Below are 22,015 nucleotides of genomic sequence, written 5' to 3'. Positions count from 1 at the left end.
TTGTGTACGTTCCGACAAGACGTCGGCAAAATGTTGCGCCCCTGGCTGCGGGCATGGTGACATGGATGCGAGATCAGGTTAGGTGCCCCTAACCATGCCTGCCCCCGCGGCACCAGGAGGCATCCATGTCCGCGCCCGAGCACGAGGCGACCGGGCCGCGCCCGCGGCCCCGGCCCGCACCATCACCGTCCGCCGTCTCGATGCATGACCTGCTGGCGGCGTGCGCGGCTGCCAGTGCGGTCTCGACTCCGCCCCGCGAGCACAAGGGTGTGCCCGGCGACCCCTCGGGCGTCGAGGGGTACGAGGAGCAGCGCGACGCCGCGTAACGCGTTCGGGTGAAGTGCGGGGCCGCCGCTCACTTCGGCCCCGGACAGGCCGTGCCCCGTCACTTGAGGATCCCGGCGGCCACCGAGGGGTGGCTACGGGACGACGACGACCTTGGTCCCTTCCAGCGCGAAGTCCCACATCGCGTCGCCGTCCGTGCGCTGCATCCGTACCCCGCCCGTCCTGCGTTCCGGGTCCGGGGCCGACATCGATCCGTCCACCGCGGCGCTGAAGCCGATGTTCACCCCGTCCACGGTCGCGAACCGCACGACGTGCTCGATCGGCACCCCGTCCGAGCCGCGGATGCTGCCGCTGCGCGACGTCACCTCATAGGCGCCGGCCGGCGGGCTCACCGTGCTCGGCACCACCGGGAACGTGTGCGTGGCCTTCCCGTTCCCGCCGATCAGCCAGACCCGCCGCTCGCCCAGCGCGTAGACCACCCGCATGCCCTTGCCGGACTTCGCGGGCACGGCGAGCGGGTCGGACCGCCGCTGGTCGGCTGTGCTGCCGGGGGGCTCGGCGCCGGGTGACTGCTTGGCCGTGGCCGGGGGCCTGAGGTCCTCGGGGACGTTCGCGGAGGCCTGGTAGGCGAGGAAGCCGACCGCGGCGAGCGCCACCGCGGTGAGCCCGGCCACCATTCCCGAGCTGCTCCTGGCCACCCTGCTCCCCTTCGGCTCTGCTTCTGTGCGCACGCACACGCGCGCGTACGTCGCTGACGGTAGCAGCAGCGGCCACCGGGTACGGGACGCCGTGCCCCGCCGCCGTGGCCGTAGGCTGTTCGCGTGCTCCTGCTCGCCGTTGATACCGCCACCCCAGCCGTCACCGTCGCCCTCCACGACGGCACATCCGTCGTCGCCGAGGCCACATCGACCGATGCCCGCCGGCACGGGGAGCTGCTGCTGCCCGCGGTCGACCGCGTCCTCGCGGACGCCGGGCTGGCACTGGGGGCCGTCACGGACCTCGTGGTCGGCGTCGGCCCCGGCCCGTACACCGGGCTGCGCGTCGGACTGGTGACGGCCGCGACCTTCGGCTCGGCGCTCGGTGTCCCGGTGCACGGGCTGTGCACCCTGGACGGTCTCGCGTACGCCTCCGGGATCGAGGGGCCCTTCGCGGTGGCCACGGACGCGCGCCGCAAGGAGGTCTACTGGGCACGCTACGACGGCTTGCGCACGAGGGTGAGCGAACCGGCCGTCGACCGGCCCGCGGAGATCGCCGACCAGCTCGCCGGGCTGCCGGTGGTCGGCGCGGGCGGGCTGCTCTACCCCGAGTCGTTCCCCGACGCCCGTGGCCCGGAGCACCAGTCGGCCGCCGCACTGGCGTCGCTCGCCGCCGAGAAGCTCGCCGCCGGCGAGGAGCTGCTGCCGCCCCGGCCGCTCTATCTGCGCCGCCCGGACGCCCAGGTGCCCAAGAACTACAAGGTGGTCACACCGTCGTGAGCGGCGGGCACCACACGACCGCCGCGCCGCAGGCCGCTACCGCGGCGGTGACACTGCGCCAGATGCGCTGGTGGGACATCGAGCCGGTGCTGCGGCTCGAACACGGCCTCTTCCCCGAGGACGCCTGGTCACCCGGGATGTTCTGGTCGGAGCTCGCCCATGCGCGCGGGCCCGGGGCCACCCGCCACTACATCGTCGCCGAGACCGGTGCGCCCGGGAGCAGCCGGATCGTCGGCTACGCGGGCCTGGCCGTCGCCGGTGGGCTCGGCGACGTCCAGACCATCGCCGTCGCCCGCGAGCAGTGGGGCACCGGACTCGGCGCCCGGCTGCTCACCGACCTGCTCCAGCACGCCACCGCGAGTGAGTGCGACGAGGTCCTCCTCGAGGTGCGCGTCGACAACACCCGGGCGCAGAAGCTGTACGAGCGCTTCGGCTTCGAACCGATCGGGTTCCGCCGCGGCTACTACCAGCCCGGCAACATCGACGCCCTCGTGATGCGCCTGTGCGTACGCGACGCAGGCACCCCCGACGCTCCCTCAGGCGCTCCCGCAGACGGACACGTACAAGGAACCGATAACCATGGCTGACGAACCGCTCGTGCTCGGCATCGAGACGTCCTGCGACGAGACGGGCGTCGGTATCGTCCGCGGCACCACCCTGCTCGCCGACGCCATCGCCTCCAGCGTCGACGAGCACGCCCGCTTCGGCGGAGTCGTGCCCGAGGTCGCCTCGCGTGCCCACCTCGAGGCGATGGTCCCGACGATCGAACGCGCCCTGAAGGAGGCCGGGGTCACCGCGAAGGACCTGGACGGGATCGCCGTGACGGCGGGACCGGGGCTCGCGGGTGCGCTGCTGGTGGGTGTGTCGGCGGCGAAGGCCTATGCGTACGCCCTGGGCAAGCCGCTCTACGGGGTGAACCACCTCGCCTCGCACATCTGTGTGGACCAGCTTGAGCACGGGCCGCTGCCCGAGCCCACCATGGCGCTGCTGGTCTCGGGCGGCCATTCGTCGCTGCTGCTCGCCCCCGACATCACCAGCGATGTGCGGCCGATGGGCGCCACGATCGACGACGCGGCCGGTGAGGCCTTCGACAAGATCGCACGCGTGCTCGACCTGGGCTTCCCCGGCGGTCCCGTCATCGACCGGCTGGCGAAGGAGGGCGACCCGCGGGCGATCGCGTTCCCGCGCGGGCTGAGCGGTTCCCGTGACCCCGCGTACGACTTCTCCTTCTCCGGGCTGAAGACGGCCGTGGCCCGCTGGATCGAGGCCAAGCGCAACGCGGGCGAGGAGGTGCCCGTGCGGGATGTGGCGGCTTCCTTCCAGGAGGCCGTGGTGGACGTGCTGACCCGCAAGGCCGTCAGGGCCTGCAAGGACGAGGGCGTCGACCATCTGATGATCGGCGGAGGTGTGGCGGCCAACTCGCGGTTGCGCGCCCTGGCTCAGGAACGGTGCGAGGCGGCGGGTATCCGGCTGCGGGTGCCGCGGCCCAAGCTGTGCACGGACAACGGCGCGATGGTGGCGGCGCTGGGTGCGGAGATGGTGGCCCGGAACCGCCCGCCGTCGGACTGGGAACTGTCGGCGGACTCGTCGCTGCCGGTGACCGATCCGCATGTCCCGGGCGCGCACCACCACCATGATCACGACCATCTGCATGAGCTCAGCAAGGACAACCTGTACTCATGAGGGTCCTCACGCTGATGTGGGAGGCGCGCGCGGCCGAAGGGCGTGGCGCGGAGCTGCTCGAATGGGCCCGCACACGCGCGCTGCCGGGTGCGCCGCTGCGCCGTGAGACCTTCCGCGCATCTGGGGACCGTGTGCTCGTGCTGACCTGGTGGGAGGCTCGGCCGGAGCCCGCGGAGCCACCCGAACTGCCCGACCCCGCCCCGGAACTGATCAGCCGACCGGTGCACCGCTGGCGTTTCGAATCCGTAGACTTCCCCATGTGACAAGCAACCCCGTACGCCTGTTCGCCATCCATCAGTACGGAGCGGGTCGAACGGCGTACGGACATGGGGTGCTGGGGTGGGCGCGAACAGCGCGGGATGGCGGCGGATCGCGGGGGCACTGCTCGCGGCGGGACTGATACCAGGACTCATATCGGGGTGTTCGACCACCTCCGAGGCGACCCCGGCGGTGCCACGCCAGAGCCATGCGGCCACGGGCTCCGCGAAGGCCACTGACGGCCCGGACGGGAAAGGCTCCCAGGACGGGGCCGCCGGCACAGCCGCGGCCTACCGCAAGTGGGGCATCACGCCGCTGGCCGCCCCGCCCGCACCGCCGAAGACCAAACCGGTGACCCTGCGCGCGGACGGCGACCTCCCCGTGATCAGCGACATACCGGTGAAGGACAAGGTCGTCTTCATCACCGTCGACGACGGGGCCGAGAAGGACCCGAAGTTCCTGACGATGATGGAGGAGCTCAGGATCCCCTTCTCGATGTTCCTCACGGACTCGGCCATCAGCAGCGACTACGGCTACTTCGAGCGGCTGCAGAAGCTGGGCAACGGCATCCACAACCACACCCTCACCCACCCCAACCTCCGCACCCTGGGCGCGACGGCCCAGAAGCGCGAGATCTGCGGCCAGCAGGACAAGCTCAGGGCCCGCTACGGAGCCGCGCCGCGTCTCCTCCGCCCGCCCTATGGCAACTGGAACGAGGACACCCGTGCCGCCGCGAGGGCCTGCGGCGCCCAGGCGATCGTGCTGTGGCGCGAGTCGATGCAGATCAGGAACATGCAGTACCAGCGCGGCGACAAGAAGCTGCACCCCGGCGACATCATCCTGGCTCACTTCCGCGGCCCCTCCGACCTCAAGGGGACGACGATGACCGAGATGACGGCCCACCTGCTGCGCCGCATCCAGGAGCAGGGATTCACCGTCGCGCGCCTGGAGGACTACCTCTAGGTCCTGTCCGGGCGCCCGGACAGGACCTGGGCACCCTCGCCGCGAGCCCCGCCCTCCGGGGCCGACGGCGCTGTTTCTCACCTACGGTCCGGCACATCCGGAGAGGGCTCCGGAAAAGTCCGGCGGCCGTGTCGATCGGCCCGCGTCCCGTTCGACGTACAAGGTGAGAGGCGGGGACCAGCCCCGCCCGGCGACGTACGGAGAACACCATGCCCCGCTACCTGTCGATGATCCGCGTCAACGAGTCCGAGGCCCCCGCCGAAGGGCCCAGCCCGGAGCTCATGCAGCGGATGGGGGTGCTGATCGAGGAGATGACCAAAGCCGGTGTGCTGCTCGACACGGCCGGGCTCACCCCGACCGCCCAGGGCAAGCGCGTCACCTGGTCCGGTGGGAAGGTCACCGTCACCGACGGGCCGTTCACCGAGTCCAAGGAGGTCATCGGGGGCTACGCGCTCATCCAGGCCAAGGACGAGGCCGAGGCGCTGGAGTGGACCAAGCGGTTCCTCCAGACCCATGAGTCCTTCTGGACCATCACCTGCGAGGTCCGCGAGATCGCCGAGGGCTGATTGCCGCCGTGTCACGCGGGTGCTCTGATGGGTACCCGTGAGCGCACCACAGGCGGACGGCACCACCGCGACCGTCGAGACGGTCTTCCGGATCGAGTCCGCGCGGATCATCGCGGCCGTGACCCGGATCGTCCGGGACATCGGCATCGCCGAGGAACTCGCGCAGGACGCTCTGGTCGCCGCGCTGGAGCAGTGGCCGGAGTCGGGCGTCCCGGACAACCCGGGCGCCTGGCTCATGGCCACCGCGAGACACCGCGCGATCGACCTGGTCCGCCGCAGGGAGACCTACGCGCGCAAGCTCGCCGAGGTGGGCCGGGGCCTGGAGGCGGCGGGAGCGGGGTACGAACCCGACCCGGCCGATCTCGCCTCCGGGCCCGGCGACATCGACGACGACCTGCTGAGGCTCGTTTTCACCGCCTGCCACCCCGTGCTCTCCGCCGAGGCGCGCATCGCGCTCACGCTGCGGCTGCTGGGTGGGCTCACGACCACCGAGATCGCCCGGGCCTTCCTCGTGCCGGAACCGACCGTCGCTCAGCGCATCGTGCGTGCCAAGCGGACCCTCGCCGGGGCGGTGGTGCCCTTCGAGGTCCCGTACGGCGATGACCGTGCCGCCCGGCTCTCGTCCGTGCTGGAAGTCATCTATCTCGTTTTCAACGAGGGCTACGCGGCCACCGAAGGCGACGACTGGCTGCGCCCCGCCCTGTGCGAGGACGCCCTGCGGCTCGCCCGGGTGCTGGCCGCTCTGATGCCCGATGAGCCCGAAGTCCACGGTCTGGCCGCCCTGCTGGAGCTCCAGGCCTCCCGTACGGCCGCACGAACCGGCCAGGACGGCGCACCCGTCCTGCTCGCCGACCAGAACCGCCGCCGCTGGAACCAGCTGCTGATCCGCCGCGGTTTCGCCGCGCTCGGCCGTGCGGGCGCGGGGGGCACCCCGCCGGGCCCGTACGCACTCCAAGCCGCCATCGCCGCCTGCCACGCCCGCGCGGTGACCTACGAGGACACCGACTGGCCCACCATCGCGGCGCTGTACGCCCGGCTCACGGCCGTCGCACCCTCCCCGGTCGTCGAGCTGAACCGCGCCGTCGCCGTCTCGATGGCCGAAGGCCCCCTGGCCGGCCTGGCCCTCGTGGACGCTCTCGCCGCCGAACCGGCCCTGCGGGACTACCACTTGCTGCCGAGCGTACGAGGCGACCTGCTGGCCCGGCTGGGCCGTACGGACCAGGCGCGGGCGGAGTTCGAGCGCGCGGCGTGCCTGACCCGCAACGAGAGGGAACGTGCGCTGCTGCGCGCGAAGGCGGACCGGACGCCGGGCGAGACCGCAGACCAGAAGGTGGACCGGCCACGGAGCCGGGGCACGAGCGGCGCCTGACGCCCCGCCAGCGGATGCCCGGCGGGACGCCGGTAACCTCGCGGACATGCTCCGCCGTCGCCCTCTGCCCCCGCCTCCGCCGCCCGAGGCCCTGCGCACCTGGCCCGACCGAGAGGCACTCCTCGCCGACCGGGCGGCAGTGCTCGGGGACCTCACCGCACGGCTGATCGGGATGCCCAGTCTGCTGCTGTTCCTGCTCCAGGTGGCGCTGCTGCAACTGGGCTGGGGCATCGCGGGCAGCGGTCTCGCCTCGCTGGGCCCCGGCCTCGATGCCCCCGACCCGCTCAGCATGCTCTTCATCGCGGTCATCTTCGGTATCGCCACCGCCGTCCTGGTTCCGGCCGGGCTCATCGTCGGCTCGGGCGTCAGACGCAGCCGTCGTATCCGCGAACTGCTCGACCAGTGGGCCGCCCTGGACCGCGAGCCCGGCACCGACGCCCGTTTCCGGGCACCCGGGCCCAGCCTGTGCTGGCTGCTGGCCTGCCTGCTCCTCGGCGCCTTCGGCCTCTGGCTCTGCTTCGCCGTCCCGGCGTCCGCGCGCCCTGGCACCACGACCTACGGCGAGGTCGCCTACTTCATGGGTGTGGGCGTCATCTGCTGGGTGATGGGCCTCATCGGCATCATCAAGGCCGTGACCCACTACCGATGGGCGCTCCGCCTCACGGCGCCCACCCGGCCGGCGCACACCCCTGCGGGCAGTGCACGCGGTTGATCCGGCTACACGGGCCCGCCGATCAGCATCGTCGGCGCCCCCGCCACCCTCGTCAGGAACACCGTCGCCGCGTTCGGACCGCTCGGTTTGACCTTGCGGCGCACCTCCTCAGGCTCCACGGCTGAACCGCGCTTCTTCACCGTCAGGGTGCCGACGGCCCGTTCGCGCAACAGGGCCTTCAGCTTCTTGAGGTTGAAGGACAGCTCGTCGGTGATCTCGTAGGCGGTGGCGTAAGGGGTCGGGCGCAGTTCGTCGGCCGTGATGTAGGCGATCGTCGGGTCGATCAGCCCGCCGCCGAGTTCGTCGGCGGCCTCGGCGACCAGATGTGCGCGGATCACGGCGCCGTCGGGCTCGTACAGATAGCGGCCCGTCGGGCGGACCGCGGGGTCCGGCAGTCCACGGCCGGTGAGCGTCACACCGGAGGGGAGGAGGGTGGCGCGGCGGGTCCCGGGGGTGATGACCTCCGTGCGGCCCGCGTCGTGCCAGAGCACGGCTTCCTTCACATCGCCGCCGTCCGAGATCCACTCGGCCTCGAAGTCCTCGGGGATGAGCTCGTGCGGAATACCGGGGGCGATCTTGATGGCTCCGGTGCCGATCCGCCGTACCGCGTCGATCGCCCAGGAGAGCGGCGGCGAGTACGCCTCGGGGTCGAAGATCCGCCCGCCGCGCCCGCCGCCCCGTCTGGCCGGGTCGATGAACAGCGACTCCGAGCGCTCGAGGTCGTGGTCCATGACGTCCGCGCAGGTGACCGTGATCAGCGGTGTCCCCTCCACCACCGTGCGCACGTTGAGCAGGGCGGCCTCGGCGGTCAGCGGGTCCCGGTCGACCGCTTCCACGGCGAAGCCCTCGCGGGCGAGCGCGATCGCGTCGCCGCCGATACCGCAGCACAGGTCGGTGACCTGGGCGGGGCCGATGTCCCGGAACCGCGCGGCCCGGTAGGAGGCCACCGAGCGGCGGGTGGACTGCTCGACCCCGTTCGGCGTGAAGTACATCCGGTACGCGTCGTCGGCGCCGAACTTGGCCACCGCCCGCTGCCGCAGCCGCGCCTGGGAGAGCGCCGCCGAGACCAGTTCGGCCGGGTACTCGCGGCGCAGCCGGGTCGCGACGGCGAGCTCCTGGGCGGGGTCGTGGTCCCGCAGGGTGGCCAGCAGGGTCTGCCCTTCGGCGCTGAGCAGCGGCCCGAGATGGGGGAAGGAGACGTCGTTCACCTGGTCATTGTCGGCCAGCCGGGGGACGGTGCGGCGTCGGGTGGCGGTGTCGGTGCCGTGTGGGCGCCGGGCGCTGACAGGATGCGCCGGTATGGGACTAGTACGACAAAACGCAAAAATGACGAAAAGCTGGCACCGTGGCTCACTCGTGCTGGCCGCGCTGATCGTCGCCGCGATCGGCGGGAACTGCGCCGTCGGCGGGAGCTGCACGGGTGTCGGCGCGCAGGGTCCCGGGTCCCACGGCCGGTACGGGGCCGCCGGCCCGGCGGGGGCCTACGGGGCGCCCGCGGGGCGCATGGGGAGGCCGGCGACCGGCGCCCAGGCCGCGGCGGCCAGACACTGGGGGCTCGACGAGCCACCGCTGGTCGCGCCCCGGCCCCCGGAGGAGAAGCCGGAGATCACCACACGCGAGGGGTTCGAGGTCCGCAACCCCGACGGCCTGCCGCCCGTGTTCACCACCGTGCCGACCACGGACCGGGTCGTCTTCCTCACGATCGACGACGGGGCCGAGAAGGACCCCGCGCTGCTGCGGATGATGAACGACCTGGAGATCCCGTACAGCGCCTTCCTCACCGACTACCTGGTCCGCGGCGACTACTCGTACTTCGGCCGGATGCAGGAACGCGGGGTGACGCTGAACAACCACACCCTCACCCACCCCTATCTGCGCGGTCGCCCCTACCGCTTCCAGCGCAGGGAGATCTGCGGCCAGCAGGCCCGGATCGAGGAGGAGTTCGGCGAGCGGCCCCGGCTCTTCCGGCCGCCCTACGGCGCCTATGACCGCAACACGCTGCGGGCCGCCAGGTCATGCGGAATCGAGGCCGTGCCGCTCTGGGCGGCGGAGGCCTTCCCGGACCGCATGGAGTGGCGGGAGGCCGACCGGGATCTGCACCCCGGCGACATCATCCTCACGCACTTCCGGGGTGAGGCGGAGTGGGAGGCCCGGATGCCCGATCTGATCCGGAAGGTCATGAACGTCATCACCGAGAGGGGGTACGCGGTGGCGCGGCTGGAGGATTACGTATAGCCGCCGACCGGACGAAGGGAGCGGCACGCGCAGTGCGGAACACGGCCGGGAGCCCGGCCGTTGTCCTGGCCGGGAGAGACCCGGGGAGTGAACGGGAGCGACCGCCACACGGGGGTTGATTGGCACTCCGCTTGACCGAGTGCTAATCGCAGTCATAGTCTCGGCTCTGGCACTCCCCGCAGGAGAGTGCCAACACAGCGACGGGCAGGTCCGGCACCCGCGACGACGGATCCACCTGGTCGCCACCTCAGACAGTAAACCCCGTGAGATCTCCGAAGGGGGAGGTCGGATCGTGACGACCACCAGCTCCAAGGTTGCCATCAAGCCGCTCGAGGACCGCATTGTGGTCCAGCCGCTCGACGCCGAGCAGACCACGGCCTCTGGCCTGGTCATCCCGGACACTGCCAAGGAGAAGCCCCAGGAGGGCGTCGTCCTGGCCGTCGGCCCGGGCCGCTTCGAGAACGGCGAGCGTCTGCCGCTCGACGTCAAGACCGGCGATGTCGTGCTCTACAGCAAGTACGGCGGCACCGAGGTGAAGTACAACGGCGAGGAGTACCTCGTCCTCTCGGCCCGCGACGTGCTCGCGATCGTCGAGAAGTAATTCACCGGCAGTTTTGCATTGAGCCGCGCCCCTGGCCCCCGTGTCCTCAGTAGCCGGGTGGCCCGGGGCGCGGTTCGTTTTGAGAGGACTTGAGAAGCTCCATGGCGAAGATCCTGAAGTTCGACGAGGACGCCCGTCGCGCCCTTGAGCGCGGCGTCAACAAGCTTGCCGACACGGTCAAGGTGACGATCGGCCCCAAGGGCCGCAACGTCGTGATCGACAAGAAGTTCGGCGCCCCCACCATCACCAACGACGGTGTCACCATCGCCCGTGAGGTGGAGATCGAGGACCCGTACGAGAACCTCGGTGCCCAGCTGGTGAAGGAGGTGGCGACCAAGACCAACGACATCGCGGGTGACGGCACCACCACCGCCACCGTGCTCGCCCAGGCCCTGGTCCGCGAGGGTCTGCGCAACGTCGCCGCCGGCGCATCCCCGGCCGCCCTGAAGAAGGGCATCGACGCCGCCGTCAAGGCTGTCTCCGACGAGCTGATCGCCACCGCGCGTCCGATCGAGGAGAAGTCCGACATCGCCGCCGTCGCCGCGCTGTCCGCCCAGGACCAGCAGGTCGGCGAGCTCATCGCCGAGGCGATGGACAAGGTCGGCAAGGACGGTGTCATCACCGTCGAGGAGTCCAACACCTTCGGTCTGGAGCTGGACTTCACCGAGGGCATGGCCTTCGACAAGGGCTACCTGTCGCCGTACATGGTGACCGACCCGGAGCGTATGGAGGCCGTCCTCGACGACCCGTACATCCTGATCCACCAGGGCAAGATCTCCGCGATCACGGACCTGCTGCCGCTGCTGGAGAAGATCATCCAGTCCGGTGGCTCCAAGCCGCTGCTGATCATCGCCGAGGACGTCGAGGGCGAGGCCCTGTCCACGCTCGTCGTCAACAAGATCCGCGGCACCTTCAACGCGGTCGCGGTCAAGGCTCCCGGCTTCGGTGACCGCCGCAAGGCGATGCTCCAGGACATGGCCACCCTCACCGGTGCCACCGTCATCGCCGAGGAGGTCGGCCTCAAGCTCGACCAGGCGGGTCTGGACGTGCTGGGCACCGCCCGCCGGGTCACCATCACCAAGGACGACACCACGGTCGTCGACGGTGGCGGCAAGAGCGGGGACGTGGCCGGCCGCGTCGCGCAGATCAAGGCCGAGATCGAGAGCACGGACTCCGACTGGGACCGCGAGAAGCTCCAGGAGCGCCTCGCGAAGCTGGCCGGCGGCGTGTGCGTGATCAAGGTCGGCGCCGCCACCGAGGTGGAGCTGAAGGAGAAGAAGCACCGTCTGGAGGACGCCATCTCCGCGACCCGCGCCGCGGTCGAGGAGGGCATCGTCTCCGGTGGTGGCTCCGCGCTGGTCCACGCCGTCAAGGTGCTCGAGGGCAACCTCGGCAAGGACGGCGACGAGGCCACCGGTGTCGCGGTCGTCCGCCGCGCCGCCGTGGAGCCGCTGCGCTGGATCGCCGAGAACGCCGGCCTCGAGGGCTACGTCATCACCGCGAAGGTGGCGGAGCTGGAGAAGGGTCAGGGCTTCAACGCCGCGACCGGTGAGTACGGCGACCTGGTGAAGGCCGGCGTCATCGACCCGGTCAAGGTCACCCGCTCCGCGCTGGAGAACGCCGCGTCGATCGCCTCCCTGCTGCTCACCACCGAGACCCTCGTGGTGGAGAAGAAGGAAGAGGAGCCGGCCGACGCGGGCCACGGCCACGGCCACTCCCACTGAGCTGAGCCGCTGAGCGGCCCCGCTGCTCAGTAGCGCACGAGCCCTCGCTCCCGCACGGGAGCGGGGGCTCATGCCGTAGGTGCGTGCCCGTGCGCACGACTACATCTCCAGCACGCCGAGCTGCCCCATCAGGCCCAGCCGGTCGTACTGCCACCAGGCCTCGCAGATCATGCCCTCCCGGAACCGGTGGGTGGTCGTGCCGGTCATGGTGCACTGCCTGCTGGTCGGCTCGACGCCCATGAACTGCCCGTTGTGCAGGCCGTGCCAGGTCCAGCGGGTGGTGACGCGGTCGCCTTCGGCGATCTGGTCCTCGAGCTCGAAGGTGAAATCGAACCCGGCGCTCCACTGGGCGACCTCGCGCAGGAAGGCGTCGATGCCCACGAGGTCGGCCGGGTTGGACGGATCGTGGTCCCGGTAGTCGTACGTCAGCAGCTCGCGCAGCAGCTCCGGGTTCTCCGAGATGCAGTCCAGGAAGAACCTGCGGCTGGCCCCCTTGTTGAGCTGCTCGTCCCTGACCACGTCCAGATCGGTGAAGCTGGGCATGCCGTCGCACAGCGCCACCATCTTCTCGAAGTTCCGGTCGGTCTCGGGCAGGTTCGAGTTCCTCATCGCGTCTTCGTACGAGGGGAATTCGACGAACTCGATGACATGGGTCGAGTCCGAGCGGTCCCTGGTGACCAGGCTGTGGGTCGCGGTGCGCTTGCCTCCGGTCTGCTCGACCCAGATGTCCAGGAGCTGGTTGAGCTCGTCCAGGCGGTCCGTCTTGCAGTCGATCATTTGTACGAACGTCATGGCGTCTCCCTACGGAGTCACGGGGATACGCCCATTTTAGTGATATGCATACAACTCGGACCGGGTCAGTGCTGATGGACTCCGGTCAGTGGTCTCCGCCGGGCCCGTACTTGCGGCCCGCCCGCGAACTGAACCCGCCCAGGAGCCCTCGGGGCGTCAGTTTCACCACACCCATCAGTGCCTTGTAGCGAGGGTCGGGGACGGAAAGAGACTTGCCGCGCGCCAGATCGGACAGCGCCGTGGACACCAGCTTGTCGGGGTCCAGCCACATCCATCCGGGGATGTTGCCGGTCCCCATCCCGGCTCGCTCGTGGAACTCGGTGCGTACGAAACCGGGGCACAGCGCCATCAGTCGCACCCCCGTGCCAGCGAGATCGCGGGCCGCGCCCTGGGTGAACTGCACGACCCATGCCTTGGAGGCCCCGTACGTGCCCCGGGGCACGAACGCCGCCACCGATGCCACATTGACCACCCCGCCACGGCCGCGCTCGCGCATCGGCCCGGCAGCCGCCGACGTCAGCCGCAGCACTGCCTCGCAGTGCACCTTCAGCATCCGCAGCTCATCGGGCATGGGCACTTCGAGATAGCGCCCCTTGTTGCCGAACCCGGCGTTGTTCACCAGCAGGTCCACCGGGCGCCTGTGGTCGCCTAGCCGTGCCTCGACCGACTCGATGCCCGCGTCCTCCGCCAGGTCCGCGGTCAGCACCTCGGCCTCGATGCCGTGCCGGTCGTGCAGTTCGGTCGCCTGCTCCTGGAGCCGCTTGGTGTCGCGGGCCACCAGGACCAGATCGTGTCCGTCCGCCGCCAGGCGCCGCGCGAACGCGGCGCCGATGCCAGCGGTCGCGCCGGTGATGAGTGCTGTCGTCATGTACGGCACGTTAGTGCCCCTCGCGTATGTGCGGCATACGGGCGATCCGGCCCACGGCGCCGGCCAAGGGTGTCGGCCGCGGGACGGTGATGCCGTCGTTCGGGTGAATCACCGGAACGGCGGCGGCTTGCCGTCCCCTGAAAGCAATCTCAAAGCATCCGTTGAGCGGATCGACCGTAATGCAAGCAAAGCTTATGCTTACGGGTGTGATCGAAGCCCGCCATCTGCGCATCCTGCGCACCGTCGCCGCCACCGGCTCCTTCTCGGCCGCGGCCCGCGAACTGGGCTGCACCCAGCCCGCCGTCAGTCAGCAGATGAAGGCGCTCGAAACCTCGGCCGGCACACCCCTGCTGGTCCGGACCGGTCGCGAGATGCGGCTCACCCAGGCCGGTGAGGCGCTGGTGCGCCACGCCGCTGGCATTCTCGCCGGGCTCACCGCGGCGGAGGAGGAGGTCGCGGCGATCGCGGGACTGCGCGCGGGGCGGGTCCGGCTGGTGTCGTTCCCGAGCGCCAACTCGACTCTGGTGCCGGCCGCGCTCGCCGCCCTGCGTGCGGCGCACCCCGGCACCCGGGTCTCGCTCGTCGAGGCGGAGCCGCCGCGCTCGGAGGCGATGCTGCGCGAGGGCGACGCCGATGTGGCCCTGGCCTTCCGCTACGGCGACGCGGGTACGGAGTGGGATGACCTGGTGATCCGGCCGCTGCTGGGCGACCGGCTCGTAGGGCTGGTCCCCGAGGGGCACAGGCTGGCCGGAGCCGGTGCGGTGGCGATCGCGGATCTGGCGGACGAGCCCTGGATCGCGGGCTGCCCGCGCTGCCGCCGCCAGCTCGTCGCCGTCTGCGAGGAGTCGGGGTTCACCCCCAGGATCGATTTCGCCACGGACGACTACCCGGCCGTGGTCGGACTCGTCGGCGCGGGTCTCGGCGTGGCCGTACTGCCCGAGCTCGCTCTGGAGTCCGTGCTCCCCAAGCGGGTCGGCGTGGTCACGGTGGAGCCCGCCGTGCACCGCGAGATCGTCGCGCTGACTCTTCCCGACCTGGCTCAGGTGCCCGCGGTGGCCGCCACGCTGGAGCAGCTTGCCGTCGCCGCGGCACGCTGAGGCGGCGCCGCACCGGATGGTGCGCGCGCATGGCAGACGCATGCCCAGGCGCGAACAGGCGCCCGTGCAGGAACGTTTCTTCGTATGTTCTCGGCTCGGCGGGTCAGGTATGGCCGCCGGTGGCACCGCCTGCGCTCGATGCCGGGATCAGCCGGTTCCGTGCCCGCCCCATGAGCTCCTCGCGTTCGTCCTCCGTCAGTCCGCCCCACACCCCGTAGGGCTCCCGCACCGCCAGCGCGTGCGCCGCGCACTCCGCACGCACCGGACACCTCATGCAGACCTCTTTCGCCGAGTTCTCGCGTGCGCTTCTCGCTGCGCCGCGTTCCCCTTCGGGATGGAAGAAGAGTGAGCTGTCTACCCCACGGCATGCCGCGAGCAGCTGCCAGTCCCACAGATCGGCGTTCGGTCCGGGAAGGCGGGAGAAATCTGCCATAGCGCATGTCCCCTTGTAACCGTGCTGAGTGGATGCCTGAAGCTCTGACCGTACATCTACGGTGTTAGTAGATGTAAATATGACTCATTGCGAATCTAGCCACAGACACCAGCAAAAGGGAAGAAAAGCCGCTAAATGGGGCATAGAGACCGTCAGAGTCGCTGGTGAGCCGTGTTGCTCTCCTCCGTGCGCGGCTCCTCACGTAGAGTGCCGAAGGCGCCCATCGCACCCGTAACTCTTTCGAGTGACCGTCGTTGAGAGTGCGGAGGCGGTTGAGAGAACAAGCACTCGGGCAGAAATCCGGGTGCGTCAACCGCACAGGTGACGATACGTAACCAGCCTGGAGGCTCAAGGTGACGCGCATCAGCTGCGGAGGGCGGCCATGACATCCGTCCTCGTCTGCGACGACTCCCCGCTCGCCCGAGAGGCGCTCCGCCGCGCGGTCGCAACCGTGCCCGGCGTAGAGCGTGTGACGACCGCGGCCAACGGCGAGGAAGTCCTCCGCCGATGGGGCGCCGACCGCTCGGACCTGATTCTGATGGACGTACGCATGCCCGGACTGGGCGGCGTCGAGACGGTCCGTCGGCTGCTTTCCGCCGACCCCGGTGCCCGGATCATCATGCTCACGGTCGCCGAGGACCTGGACGGCGTCGCGCTCGCCGTCGCGGCCGGCGCCCGTGGCTATCTGCACAAGGACGCCTCGCGCGCCGAGCTGCGGGCCACGGTGACCCAGGCGCTGGCCGACCCGACCTGGCGGCTTGCCCCGCGCAGACTGCGCTCGGCGGAGATGGGCGCTGCGCCCACGCTCACCGCGCGTGAGATCCAGGTGCTCGAAGGTATGAGCCACGGTCGGTCGAACGCCGAGATCGGGCGGGAGCTGTTCCTCTCCGAGGACACGGTGAAGACCCACGCCAGGCGACTGTTCAAGAAGCTGGGTGCCTCCGACCGGGCGCACGCGGTGGCGCTCGGCTTCCGCTGGGGCCTGGTTCGCTGAGCCGTGCCTGGTGAGGCCGGGCCCGTGCCCGGCGAGCAGGCTCATGGTGCGCGCCCCTCGCGGTGGGGGGCGCGGCCAGCGAGGGGGGGGCCGGACGTGGCGCGTAGCGTGGCTCCGTGGGCGGCGCCAGGAGTGGCATCGCCCACGCCCACCCATCGGCGGGCGTGGCGATCCCGGCCCGAGGGCACATGTTTCCCGCGGGATGCCGCATGCTTGAGGTGTGGAGGTTCTCGGGGACAGGTCGGTCGAGCGCAAGGGGAGGGCGCAGGAGATGACATCCGGCGCACCTGCTCATAACGCTTCGGTGCACAACTATGGACGCGGTGCCACGGATCAATGGCAGTCAAGGCACCATGGATCGATGCGCAACGACGAGGCGGTGAATGCCCGCGGGGTGATCGGTGCACTCGTACTGCGCGCCGTGGACGGCGATGAGCAGGCGACACACGATCTGCTCGCGCATGTGCACCCGCTCGCCCTGCGCTACTGCCGCACGCGGCTCAGCCGACTGCCCGGTGATGCCCGTCACTTCGTGGAGGACCTCGCGCAGGAGGTCTGTGTCGCCGTCTTGATGGCGCTGCCGCGCTACCGGGACACGGGCAAGCCGTTCGAAGCGTTCGTCTTCGCGATCGCCGCGCACAAGGTGGCCGATCTCCAGCGGGCCGCCATGCGGCACCCGGGCTCCACGGCCGTGCCGTCCGACGAGATGCCCGAACGCCCGGACGACTCACTTGGCCCCGAGGAACGGGCGCTGCTCAGCGACGATGCGGAGTGGGCCAAGCGGCTGCTCGCCAACCTGCCGGAGAACCAGCGGGAACTGCTGCTGCTCCGGGTCGCCGTCGGGCTGACCGCCGAGGAGACCGGGCAGATGCTGGGGATGTCCCCGGGGGCCGTGCGGGTGGCGCAGCACCGGGCGCTCAGCAGGCTGCGGGCACTCGCCGAGCAGTGAGTGCGACAGCCCCTCATGAACGTATGAACACACAAAGCTGCTCTGTGATCTTGATCGTGGAATGAGACACGGGCGGATCCCGTTAGCATGGACATCCGCACCGAGCAAGGCCATCTGGGGAAGGTGTCATGACTGCCAACGTCGACGGAGTGCCCGAGAAATTCGCGACACTCGGGCTGACCTACGACGATGTGCTCCTGCTGCCGGGCGCGTCCGACATGGCGCCCGACCAGATCGACACCTCCTCGTTCGTCTCGAGGAATGTCCGGGTCAACATCCCACTGCTGTCGGCCGCCATGGACAAGGTCACCGAGTCCCGGATGGCCATCGCCATGGCCCGCCAGGGCGGCGTGGGCGTGCTGCACCGCAATCTCTCCATCGCCGGTCAGGCCAACCAGGTCGACCTGGTCAAGCGCTCCGAGTCCGGCATGGTCACCGACCCGGTCACGGTGAACCCGGACGCCACGCTGGCCGAGGCCGACGCCATCTGCGGCAAGTTCCGCATCAGCGGTGTCCCGGTCACCGACCAGGCGGGCAAGCTGCTGGGCATCGTCACCAACCGCGACATGGCCTTCGAGACCGACCGCTCGCAGCAGGTGCGGGACGTCATGACCCCGATGCCGCTGGTCACCGGCAAGGTCGGCATCTCCGGCGTGGACGCCATGGAGCTGCTGCGCCGGCACAAGATCGAGAAGCTGCCGCTCGTCGACGACCACGGCATCCTCAAGGGCCTGATCACGGTCAAGGACTTCGTCAAGGCGGAGAAGTACCCCCAGGCGGCGAAGGACAAGAACGGCCGGCTCATCGTGGGCGCGGCGGTCGGCGTCGCGGGCGACGCGTTCGAGCGTGCCCAGGCCCTGATCGAGGCCGGTGTCGACTTCATCGTCGTGGACACGGCCCATGGCCACTCCAAGCTCGTCGGCGACATGGTCGCCAAGATCAAGTCCAATGCCTCGATCGATGTGATCGGCGGCAATGTCGCGACCCGCGACGGCGCCCAGGCACTCATCGATGCCGGTGTCGACGGCATCAAGGTCGGTGTCGGCCCGGGCTCGATCTGCACCACCCGGGTCGTCGCCGGTATCGGCGTCCCGCAGGTCACCGCGATCTACGAGGCGTCCCTCGCGGCCAAGGCGGCGGGCGTTCCGGTGATCGGCGACGGTGGCCTCCAGTACAGCGGCGACATCGCCAAGGCCCTGGTCGCCGGGGCCGACACGGTGATGCTCGGCTCACTGCTCGCCGGCTGTGAGGAGTCGCCCGGCGAGCTGCTGTTCATCAACGGCAAGCAGTTCAAGTCGTACCGCGGCATGGGCTCGCTCGGGGCCATGCAGTCCCGTGGTGAGCAGCGCTCCTTCTCCAAGGACCGCTACTTCCAGGAGGGCGTCGCGTCCGACGAGAAGCTGGTGCCCGAGGGCATCGAGGGTCAGGTGCCCTACCGTGGCCCGCTCTCCGCGGTCGTCCACCAGCTGGTCGGCGGTCTGCGTCAGTCGATGTTCTACGTCGGCGGCCAGACGGTGCCTGAGCTCCAGGAGCACGGCCGGTTCGTACGGATCACGTCCGCAGGGCTCAAGGAGAGCCACCCGCACGACATCCAGATGACAGTCGAGGCGCCGAACTACAGCAGGAAGTAGCGACGGTTTCGTTTCGCCAGGGGCGGTTCCGGGGATTCCCGGAACCGCCCCTGGCGTATGCGTCGGGGATACTGGTAGGCGCAGACGTAGAGGGAAAGGCCACACATCGTGACTGAGATCGAGATCGGGCGCGGCAAGCGCGGCCGCAGGGCGTACGCGTTCGACGACATCGCCGTCGTACCGAGCCGGCGTACCCGGGACCCGAAGGAGGTCTCGATCGCGTGGCAGATCGATGCCTACCGATTTGAACTGCCCTTCCTCGCCGCCCCGATGGACTCGGTCGTCTCGCCGCAGACCGCGATCCGCATCGGCGAGCTGGGCGGCCTGGGCGTGCTGAACCTCGAGGGTCTGTGGACCCGCCACGAGGACCCGCAGCCGCTGCTGGACGAGATCGCGGAGCTGCCCACCGAGAGCGCGACCCGTCGTCTCCAGGAGATCTACGCCGCGCCGATCAAGGAAGAGCTGATCGGGCAGCGCCTCAAGGAGGTCCGTGATGCCGGGGTCGTCACGGCCGCGGCGCTGTCGCCGCAGCGGACCGCCCAGTTCTCCAAGGCCGTCGTCGACGCGGGTGTGGACATCTTCGTCATCCGCGGGACGACCGTCTCCGCCGAGCATGTCTCGGGAGCCGCCGAGCCGCTCAACCTCAAGCAGTTCATCTACGAACTCGACGTCCCGGTCATCGTCGGCGGCTGCGCCACCTACACCGCCGCGCTGCACCTGATGCGCACGGGTGCGGCGGGCGTCCTGGTCGGCTTCGGCGGCGGCGCCGCGCACACCACGCGGAATGTGCTGGGCATCCGGGTCCCGATGGCCACCGCGGTCGCGGACGTCGCCGCGGCGCGCCGCGACTACATGGACGAGTCCGGTGGCCGCTACGTCCACGTCATCGCGGACGGTGGTGTCGGCTGGTCGGGCGACCTCCCCAAGGCCGTGGCCTGCGGCGCGGACGCCGTGATGATGGGCTCTCCCCTCGCCCGCGCCACCGACGCCCCCGGGCGGGGCCACCACTGGGGCATGGAGGCCGTCCACGAGGACGTCCCGCGCGGAAAGCTCGTCGACCTGGGCATTGTCGGTACGACGGAGGAGATCCTTACGGGTCCCTCGCACAGCCCGGACGGCTCGATGAACTTCTTCGGTGCGTTGAGGCGCGCGATGGCGACGACGGGCTACAGCGAGCTGAAGGAGTTCCAGCGGGTCGAGGTGACCGTGGCGGACTCCCAGCACCAGCGCTGACGCTGCGCGGTGCGGGGGTGGGCTCTCGGGCCCGCCCCGCACCGACGGGCCTCGTGGCCCAGGTGACGGCGGGCCTACGGGGTGTGGGCACCCCGCGGCCCCGCCCGCAAAGCGTCGGTCACGCCTTCTTCGCGCCGCCGAACGCCGCGAGCGCGGCCATCGCGAAGAAGACGTAGGTCATGAAGTCCTGGCTCTCGCCCCAGATCCCCGTCAACAGGCTGAAGCTGTCGAGGAACGTGTCCAGCAGGGAGACGCCCGACGTCTTGGACAGGATGATCGCGATCGCGAGAAGCTGCCCCAGGTAGACCGCGCCAAGCGAGAGCGCGGCACTCACGACGGGCAGCACCGGGTTGCGCCCGCCCACCTTCGCCGCGGCGAAGCCCACGAGGAAGCCGACGCCGATGGCCGCGTAGCCGATCTCCCGCTCGATGCCCCCGGCGATGCCGCCGTAGGCCGCGGCCGCGACGAGTGCCGCGACGAGCGCGGCCAGCAGCCCGAGGGCGACGTTGCCACGGGCCGGTGTCGGCGCCGGTGCGGTGGCGGTGGCGAACGGGTTGCCGGACGGTGGCATGGATGCGGACATGCTGAAGTTCCCCCATGAGTTGAGATAAGAGCGCACGAATGTGCGACAAGCGGCGTTGGAGGCTAGCACCTTCGTGCGACAACGCTCATCGGGATTCAGAGGCGGTGCGCAGCGCCTGCCGGGGTCACCCCCCTGGTGTCCAGCAGCAACTGGGCCTTCACCGACAGACCCTGGAGGTCATAGGTGCGATGGTGCTGGAGAAGGATTGTCAGATCGGCGTCTGCCGCGGCTTCGTAGAGGAAGTCCGCGCGGGGGACAGGGTGGTCCTGGACGCGCCAGTCGGAGATGTACGGGTCGTGGTAGCTGACGGACGCGCCCAGCTCCCGTAGCCGCCCGGCGAGCTCGGGTGCGGGAGAGCCCGCGAGGTCGGCGAGATCCGCCTTGTAGGTGACTCCGAGGAGGAGTACGCGTGCGCCGCGTACGGACTTCCCGTGTTCGTTGAGCAGCGCGGCGCAGCGCTGGATCACGTACCCCGGCATGCTGTCGTTGATCCGGCCGGCCAGCTCGACCAGGCTCAGGGGCCGGTGTGTGCCGATGGTGTCCACGGGGATGCCGTGCCCGCCGACGCCGGGCCCCGGCCGGAATGCCTGGAAGCCGAACGGCCTGGTCTCGGCACAGCGGATGACGTCCCACAGATCGACGCCGAGGTCATGGCAGAGGACCGCCATCTCGTTGACGAGGGCGATGTTGACATGCCGGAAGTTGGTTTCGAGCACCCTGACGGTCTCCGCCTCGCGTGGTCCGCGTGCCCTGACCACCTTGTCGGTGATGCGCCCGTAGAACGCGGCGGCGGCTTCGGTGCAGGCCGGTGTGAGACCGCCGATCACTCTGGGGATCGCGGCGCAGCCGGGGGAACGGTCGCCGGGGTCGATTCGGCTCGGGGAGTGGGCGAGCGCGAAGTCATGGCCCGCCCGGAGTCCTGATCCGGCTTCGAGAACGGTCCGCAGACGGCTCTCCGTGGTGCCGGGCGGGACCGCGGATTCCAGTACCACGGTGGTGTGCGGGCGCAGTCGTGCGGCCAGGGCACGGGCGGCCTCGTCGACGGCCGTCAGGTCGGGGGCCCGGTCGGCGCCGAGGGGGGTGGGGGCGCAGATGACGGCCGTGCGGACGCGGCCGAGCTGGCCGGGGTCGGTCGTGGGCCGGAATCCGCCCGCGAGCATGCGGCGGAGGTCGGCGGCACTGAGTGAGCCGTCCACCGGCGGGCGCCCCGCGGCCAGTTCGGCGACGGTGCGCGGATCGGTGTCGTAACCGATGGTCTGGATGCCGGCGGTCACGGCCGCGTGGGCGAGCGGCAGTCCGAGGTGGCCTAGTCCGATGACGGCGAGATCTGCGGGCATGGCGGTGAGCCGTCCTTCCCGGTAGCCGAAGCTCCTGTAGCCGAAGGGAACGCTGCTCGCAAGTTCTGTGGACGGACGAGCCAGGGCGAGCCAGAACAAGCCAGCGCAATGTCAGACTAGGAGTAAATATGACCGAAATATGGCATTGCGCGGCGCTGGCCCTCCGAGTGTTGTCCACAGGCGGTGGCTGAAGCGGGGGAGTGCGGACAGAATCGAGGTGTGAGTCC

24 protein-coding genes are annotated in these 22,015 nt (G+C 70.3%); 17 read left to right on the top strand and 7 right to left on the bottom strand.

All coding sequences use genetic code 11. The annotated features are described in order from the left end of the window. The first annotated feature begins 125 nt into the window (after positions 1-125). On the top strand, positions 126-326 hold the full coding sequence (locus ACFV6V_RS17765) for a hypothetical protein (protein ID WP_385565644.1): 201 nt from the start codon (positions 126-128) through the stop codon (positions 324-326). A gap of 93 nt (positions 327-419) precedes the next feature. Here the strand turns inward: ACFV6V_RS17765 and ACFV6V_RS17760 are convergent, their stop codons facing one another. Then, a complete protein-coding gene (locus ACFV6V_RS17760) occupies positions 420-983 on the bottom strand; it encodes a hypothetical protein (RefSeq protein WP_385565641.1) in 564 nt (187 codons plus the stop codon). A gap of 123 nt (positions 984-1,106) precedes the next feature. On the opposite strand from ACFV6V_RS17760, the gene tsaB reads away from it, so the two are divergent. The 8 genes from tsaB (at position 1,107) to ACFV6V_RS17720 (ending at position 7,311) form a co-directional block, all read left to right on the top strand. Then, a complete protein-coding gene (gene tsaB / locus ACFV6V_RS17755; protein ID WP_385565640.1) occupies positions 1,107-1,760 on the top strand; it encodes a tRNA (adenosine(37)-N6)-threonylcarbamoyltransferase complex dimerization subunit type 1 TsaB in 654 nt (217 codons plus the stop codon). Positions 1,761-1,822: 62 nt separating this feature from the next. Further along, positions 1,823-2,347: a ribosomal protein S18-alanine N-acetyltransferase gene (rimI, locus tag ACFV6V_RS17750; protein ID WP_385565677.1), complete on the top strand. Its 525-nt coding sequence runs from the start codon at positions 1,823-1,825 to the stop codon at positions 2,345-2,347. Further along, entirely contained in the window at positions 2,340-3,443 is a 1,104-nt protein-coding gene (gene tsaD, locus ACFV6V_RS17745; RefSeq protein WP_385565638.1) for a tRNA (adenosine(37)-N6)-threonylcarbamoyltransferase complex transferase subunit TsaD, read from the top strand. Before rimI ends, tsaD begins: the two co-directional genes overlap by 8 nt. Beyond that, positions 3,440-3,706: a hypothetical protein gene (locus ACFV6V_RS17740; protein ID WP_385565635.1), complete on the top strand. Its 267-nt coding sequence runs from the start codon at positions 3,440-3,442 to the stop codon at positions 3,704-3,706. Before tsaD ends, ACFV6V_RS17740 begins: the two co-directional genes overlap by 4 nt. A 76-nt stretch (positions 3,707-3,782) precedes the next feature. Further along, positions 3,783-4,664 (top strand): polysaccharide deacetylase family protein, encoded by an 882-nt coding sequence (locus ACFV6V_RS17735; RefSeq protein ID WP_385565634.1) that lies wholly within the window; start codon positions 3,783-3,785, stop codon positions 4,662-4,664. A gap of 209 nt (positions 4,665-4,873) precedes the next feature. After that, positions 4,874-5,230 (top strand): YciI family protein, encoded by a 357-nt coding sequence (locus ACFV6V_RS17730; protein ID WP_385565632.1) that lies wholly within the window; start codon positions 4,874-4,876, stop codon positions 5,228-5,230. Between the two features lie 37 nt (positions 5,231-5,267). Then, entirely contained in the window at positions 5,268-6,599 is a 1,332-nt protein-coding gene (locus ACFV6V_RS17725; RefSeq protein WP_385565629.1) for an RNA polymerase sigma factor, read from the top strand. 46 nt (positions 6,600-6,645) lie between these two features. After that, positions 6,646-7,311 (top strand): hypothetical protein, encoded by a 666-nt coding sequence (locus ACFV6V_RS17720; protein WP_385565627.1) that lies wholly within the window; start codon positions 6,646-6,648, stop codon positions 7,309-7,311. 5 nt (positions 7,312-7,316) lie between these two features. On the opposite strand, the gene ACFV6V_RS17715 is transcribed toward ACFV6V_RS17720, so the two are convergent. Next, positions 7,317-8,519: an SAM-dependent methyltransferase gene (locus tag ACFV6V_RS17715; protein WP_385565624.1), complete on the bottom strand. Its 1,203-nt coding sequence runs from the start codon at positions 8,517-8,519 to the stop codon at positions 7,317-7,319. 118 nt (positions 8,520-8,637) lie between these two features. Here ACFV6V_RS17715 and ACFV6V_RS17710 point away from each other — a divergent pair, with 118 nt between their 5' ends. The 3 genes from ACFV6V_RS17710 (at position 8,638) to groL (ending at position 11,871) form a co-directional block, all read left to right on the top strand. After that, positions 8,638-9,546 carry a polysaccharide deacetylase family protein gene (locus tag ACFV6V_RS17710; RefSeq protein ID WP_385565622.1) on the top strand — a complete coding sequence of 303 codons (909 nt, stop codon included), beginning with the start codon at positions 8,638-8,640 and terminating at the stop codon, positions 9,544-9,546. Between the two features lie 292 nt (positions 9,547-9,838). Further along, positions 9,839-10,147, top strand: coding sequence for a co-chaperone GroES (groES, locus tag ACFV6V_RS17705; RefSeq protein WP_015035628.1), 309 nt, complete (start codon positions 9,839-9,841; stop codon positions 10,145-10,147). Between the two features lie 101 nt (positions 10,148-10,248). Beyond that, a complete protein-coding gene (gene groL / locus ACFV6V_RS17700; RefSeq protein WP_385565620.1) occupies positions 10,249-11,871 on the top strand; it encodes a chaperonin GroEL in 1,623 nt (540 codons plus the stop codon). A 99-nt stretch (positions 11,872-11,970) separates the two neighbouring features. Here groL and ACFV6V_RS17695 read toward each other — a convergent pair whose 3' ends face one another. After that, the gene (locus ACFV6V_RS17695) at positions 11,971-12,663 is read right to left on the bottom strand and encodes an ester cyclase (RefSeq protein WP_385565617.1); all 693 of its coding nucleotides are present in this window, start codon (positions 12,661-12,663) and stop codon (positions 11,971-11,973) included. A gap of 85 nt (positions 12,664-12,748) precedes the next feature. Next, positions 12,749-13,531 (bottom strand): SDR family NAD(P)-dependent oxidoreductase, encoded by a 783-nt coding sequence (locus ACFV6V_RS17690; RefSeq protein WP_385565615.1) that lies wholly within the window; start codon positions 13,529-13,531, stop codon positions 12,749-12,751. Between the two features lie 206 nt (positions 13,532-13,737). On the opposite strand from ACFV6V_RS17690, the gene ACFV6V_RS17685 reads away from it, so the two are divergent. After that, positions 13,738-14,628 carry a LysR family transcriptional regulator gene (locus tag ACFV6V_RS17685; RefSeq protein WP_385565612.1) on the top strand — a complete coding sequence of 297 codons (891 nt, stop codon included), beginning with the start codon at positions 13,738-13,740 and terminating at the stop codon, positions 14,626-14,628. Between the two features lie 103 nt (positions 14,629-14,731). Here the strand turns inward: ACFV6V_RS17685 and ACFV6V_RS17680 are convergent, their stop codons facing one another. Further along, positions 14,732-15,061: a WhiB family transcriptional regulator gene (locus ACFV6V_RS17680; protein ID WP_361280167.1), complete on the bottom strand. Its 330-nt coding sequence runs from the start codon at positions 15,059-15,061 to the stop codon at positions 14,732-14,734. 382 nt (positions 15,062-15,443) lie between these two features. Here ACFV6V_RS17680 and ACFV6V_RS17675 point away from each other — a divergent pair, with 382 nt between their 5' ends. The 4 genes from ACFV6V_RS17675 (at position 15,444) to ACFV6V_RS17660 (ending at position 19,868) form a co-directional block, all read left to right on the top strand. Beyond that, on the top strand, positions 15,444-16,055 hold the full coding sequence (locus ACFV6V_RS17675; protein ID WP_003948568.1) for a response regulator transcription factor: 612 nt from the start codon (positions 15,444-15,446) through the stop codon (positions 16,053-16,055). 361 nt (positions 16,056-16,416) lie between these two features. Then, the gene (locus ACFV6V_RS17670; protein ID WP_385565608.1) at positions 16,417-17,004 is read left to right on the top strand and encodes a sigma-70 family RNA polymerase sigma factor; all 588 of its coding nucleotides are present in this window, start codon (positions 16,417-16,419) and stop codon (positions 17,002-17,004) included. Between the two features lie 128 nt (positions 17,005-17,132). Next, positions 17,133-18,635, top strand: a complete 1,503-nt coding sequence (guaB, locus tag ACFV6V_RS17665) for an IMP dehydrogenase (protein ID WP_385565605.1) — start codon at positions 17,133-17,135, stop codon at positions 18,633-18,635. 108 nt (positions 18,636-18,743) lie between these two features. Beyond that, complete coding sequence (locus ACFV6V_RS17660) at positions 18,744-19,868, top strand: GuaB3 family IMP dehydrogenase-related protein (RefSeq protein WP_385565602.1); 1,125 nt, start codon at positions 18,744-18,746, stop codon at positions 19,866-19,868. A 118-nt stretch (positions 19,869-19,986) separates the two neighbouring features. On the opposite strand, the gene ACFV6V_RS17655 is transcribed toward ACFV6V_RS17660, so the two are convergent. Further along, complete coding sequence (locus tag ACFV6V_RS17655; protein WP_385565600.1) at positions 19,987-20,451, bottom strand: hypothetical protein; 465 nt, start codon at positions 20,449-20,451, stop codon at positions 19,987-19,989. Positions 20,452-20,546: 95 nt separating this feature from the next. Further along, positions 20,547-21,788 (bottom strand): nucleotide sugar dehydrogenase, encoded by a 1,242-nt coding sequence (locus ACFV6V_RS17650; RefSeq protein ID WP_385565598.1) that lies wholly within the window; start codon positions 21,786-21,788, stop codon positions 20,547-20,549. Between the last annotated feature and the right edge of the window lie 227 nt (positions 21,789-22,015).

Origin of the sequence: Streptomyces sp. NPDC059828 (genome assembly GCF_042731955.1) — a bacterium.
Lineage (GTDB): Bacteria > Actinomycetota > Actinomycetes > Streptomycetales > Streptomycetaceae > Streptomyces.
This window is presented reverse-complemented; position numbering and strand designations above follow the sequence as displayed.

Coding starts and splice junctions, on each gene's coding strand:
- ACFV6V_RS17765 (WP_385565644.1), top strand. CDS start 126: ATGTCCGCGCCCGAGCACGAGGCGACCGGGCCGCGCCCGCGGCCCCGG.
- rimI (WP_385565677.1), top strand. CDS start 1,823: ATGCGCTGGTGGGACATCGAGCCGGTGCTGCGGCTCGAACACGGCCTC.
- tsaD (WP_385565638.1), top strand. CDS start 2,340: ATGGCTGACGAACCGCTCGTGCTCGGCATCGAGACGTCCTGCGACGAG.
- ACFV6V_RS17740 (WP_385565635.1), top strand. CDS start 3,440: ATGAGGGTCCTCACGCTGATGTGGGAGGCGCGCGCGGCCGAAGGGCGT.
- ACFV6V_RS17730 (WP_385565632.1), top strand. CDS start 4,874: ATGCCCCGCTACCTGTCGATGATCCGCGTCAACGAGTCCGAGGCCCCC.
- ACFV6V_RS17720 (WP_385565627.1), top strand. CDS start 6,646: ATGCTCCGCCGTCGCCCTCTGCCCCCGCCTCCGCCGCCCGAGGCCCTG.
- ACFV6V_RS17710 (WP_385565622.1), top strand. CDS start 8,638: ATGACGAAAAGCTGGCACCGTGGCTCACTCGTGCTGGCCGCGCTGATC.
- groL (WP_385565620.1), top strand. CDS start 10,249: ATGGCGAAGATCCTGAAGTTCGACGAGGACGCCCGTCGCGCCCTTGAG.
- ACFV6V_RS17695 (WP_385565617.1), bottom strand. CDS start 12,663: ATGACGTTCGTACAAATGATCGACTGCAAGACGGACCGCCTGGACGAG.
- ACFV6V_RS17690 (WP_385565615.1), bottom strand. CDS start 13,531: ATGACGACAGCACTCATCACCGGCGCGACCGCTGGCATCGGCGCCGCG.
- ACFV6V_RS17680 (WP_361280167.1), bottom strand. CDS start 15,061: ATGGCAGATTTCTCCCGCCTTCCCGGACCGAACGCCGATCTGTGGGAC.
- ACFV6V_RS17675 (WP_003948568.1), top strand. CDS start 15,444: ATGACATCCGTCCTCGTCTGCGACGACTCCCCGCTCGCCCGAGAGGCG.
- ACFV6V_RS17670 (WP_385565608.1), top strand. CDS start 16,417: ATGCGCAACGACGAGGCGGTGAATGCCCGCGGGGTGATCGGTGCACTC.
- guaB (WP_385565605.1), top strand. CDS start 17,133: ATGACTGCCAACGTCGACGGAGTGCCCGAGAAATTCGCGACACTCGGG.
- ACFV6V_RS17655 (WP_385565600.1), bottom strand. CDS start 20,451: ATGTCCGCATCCATGCCACCGTCCGGCAACCCGTTCGCCACCGCCACC.
- ACFV6V_RS17650 (WP_385565598.1), bottom strand. CDS start 21,788: ATGCCCGCAGATCTCGCCGTCATCGGACTAGGCCACCTCGGACTGCCG.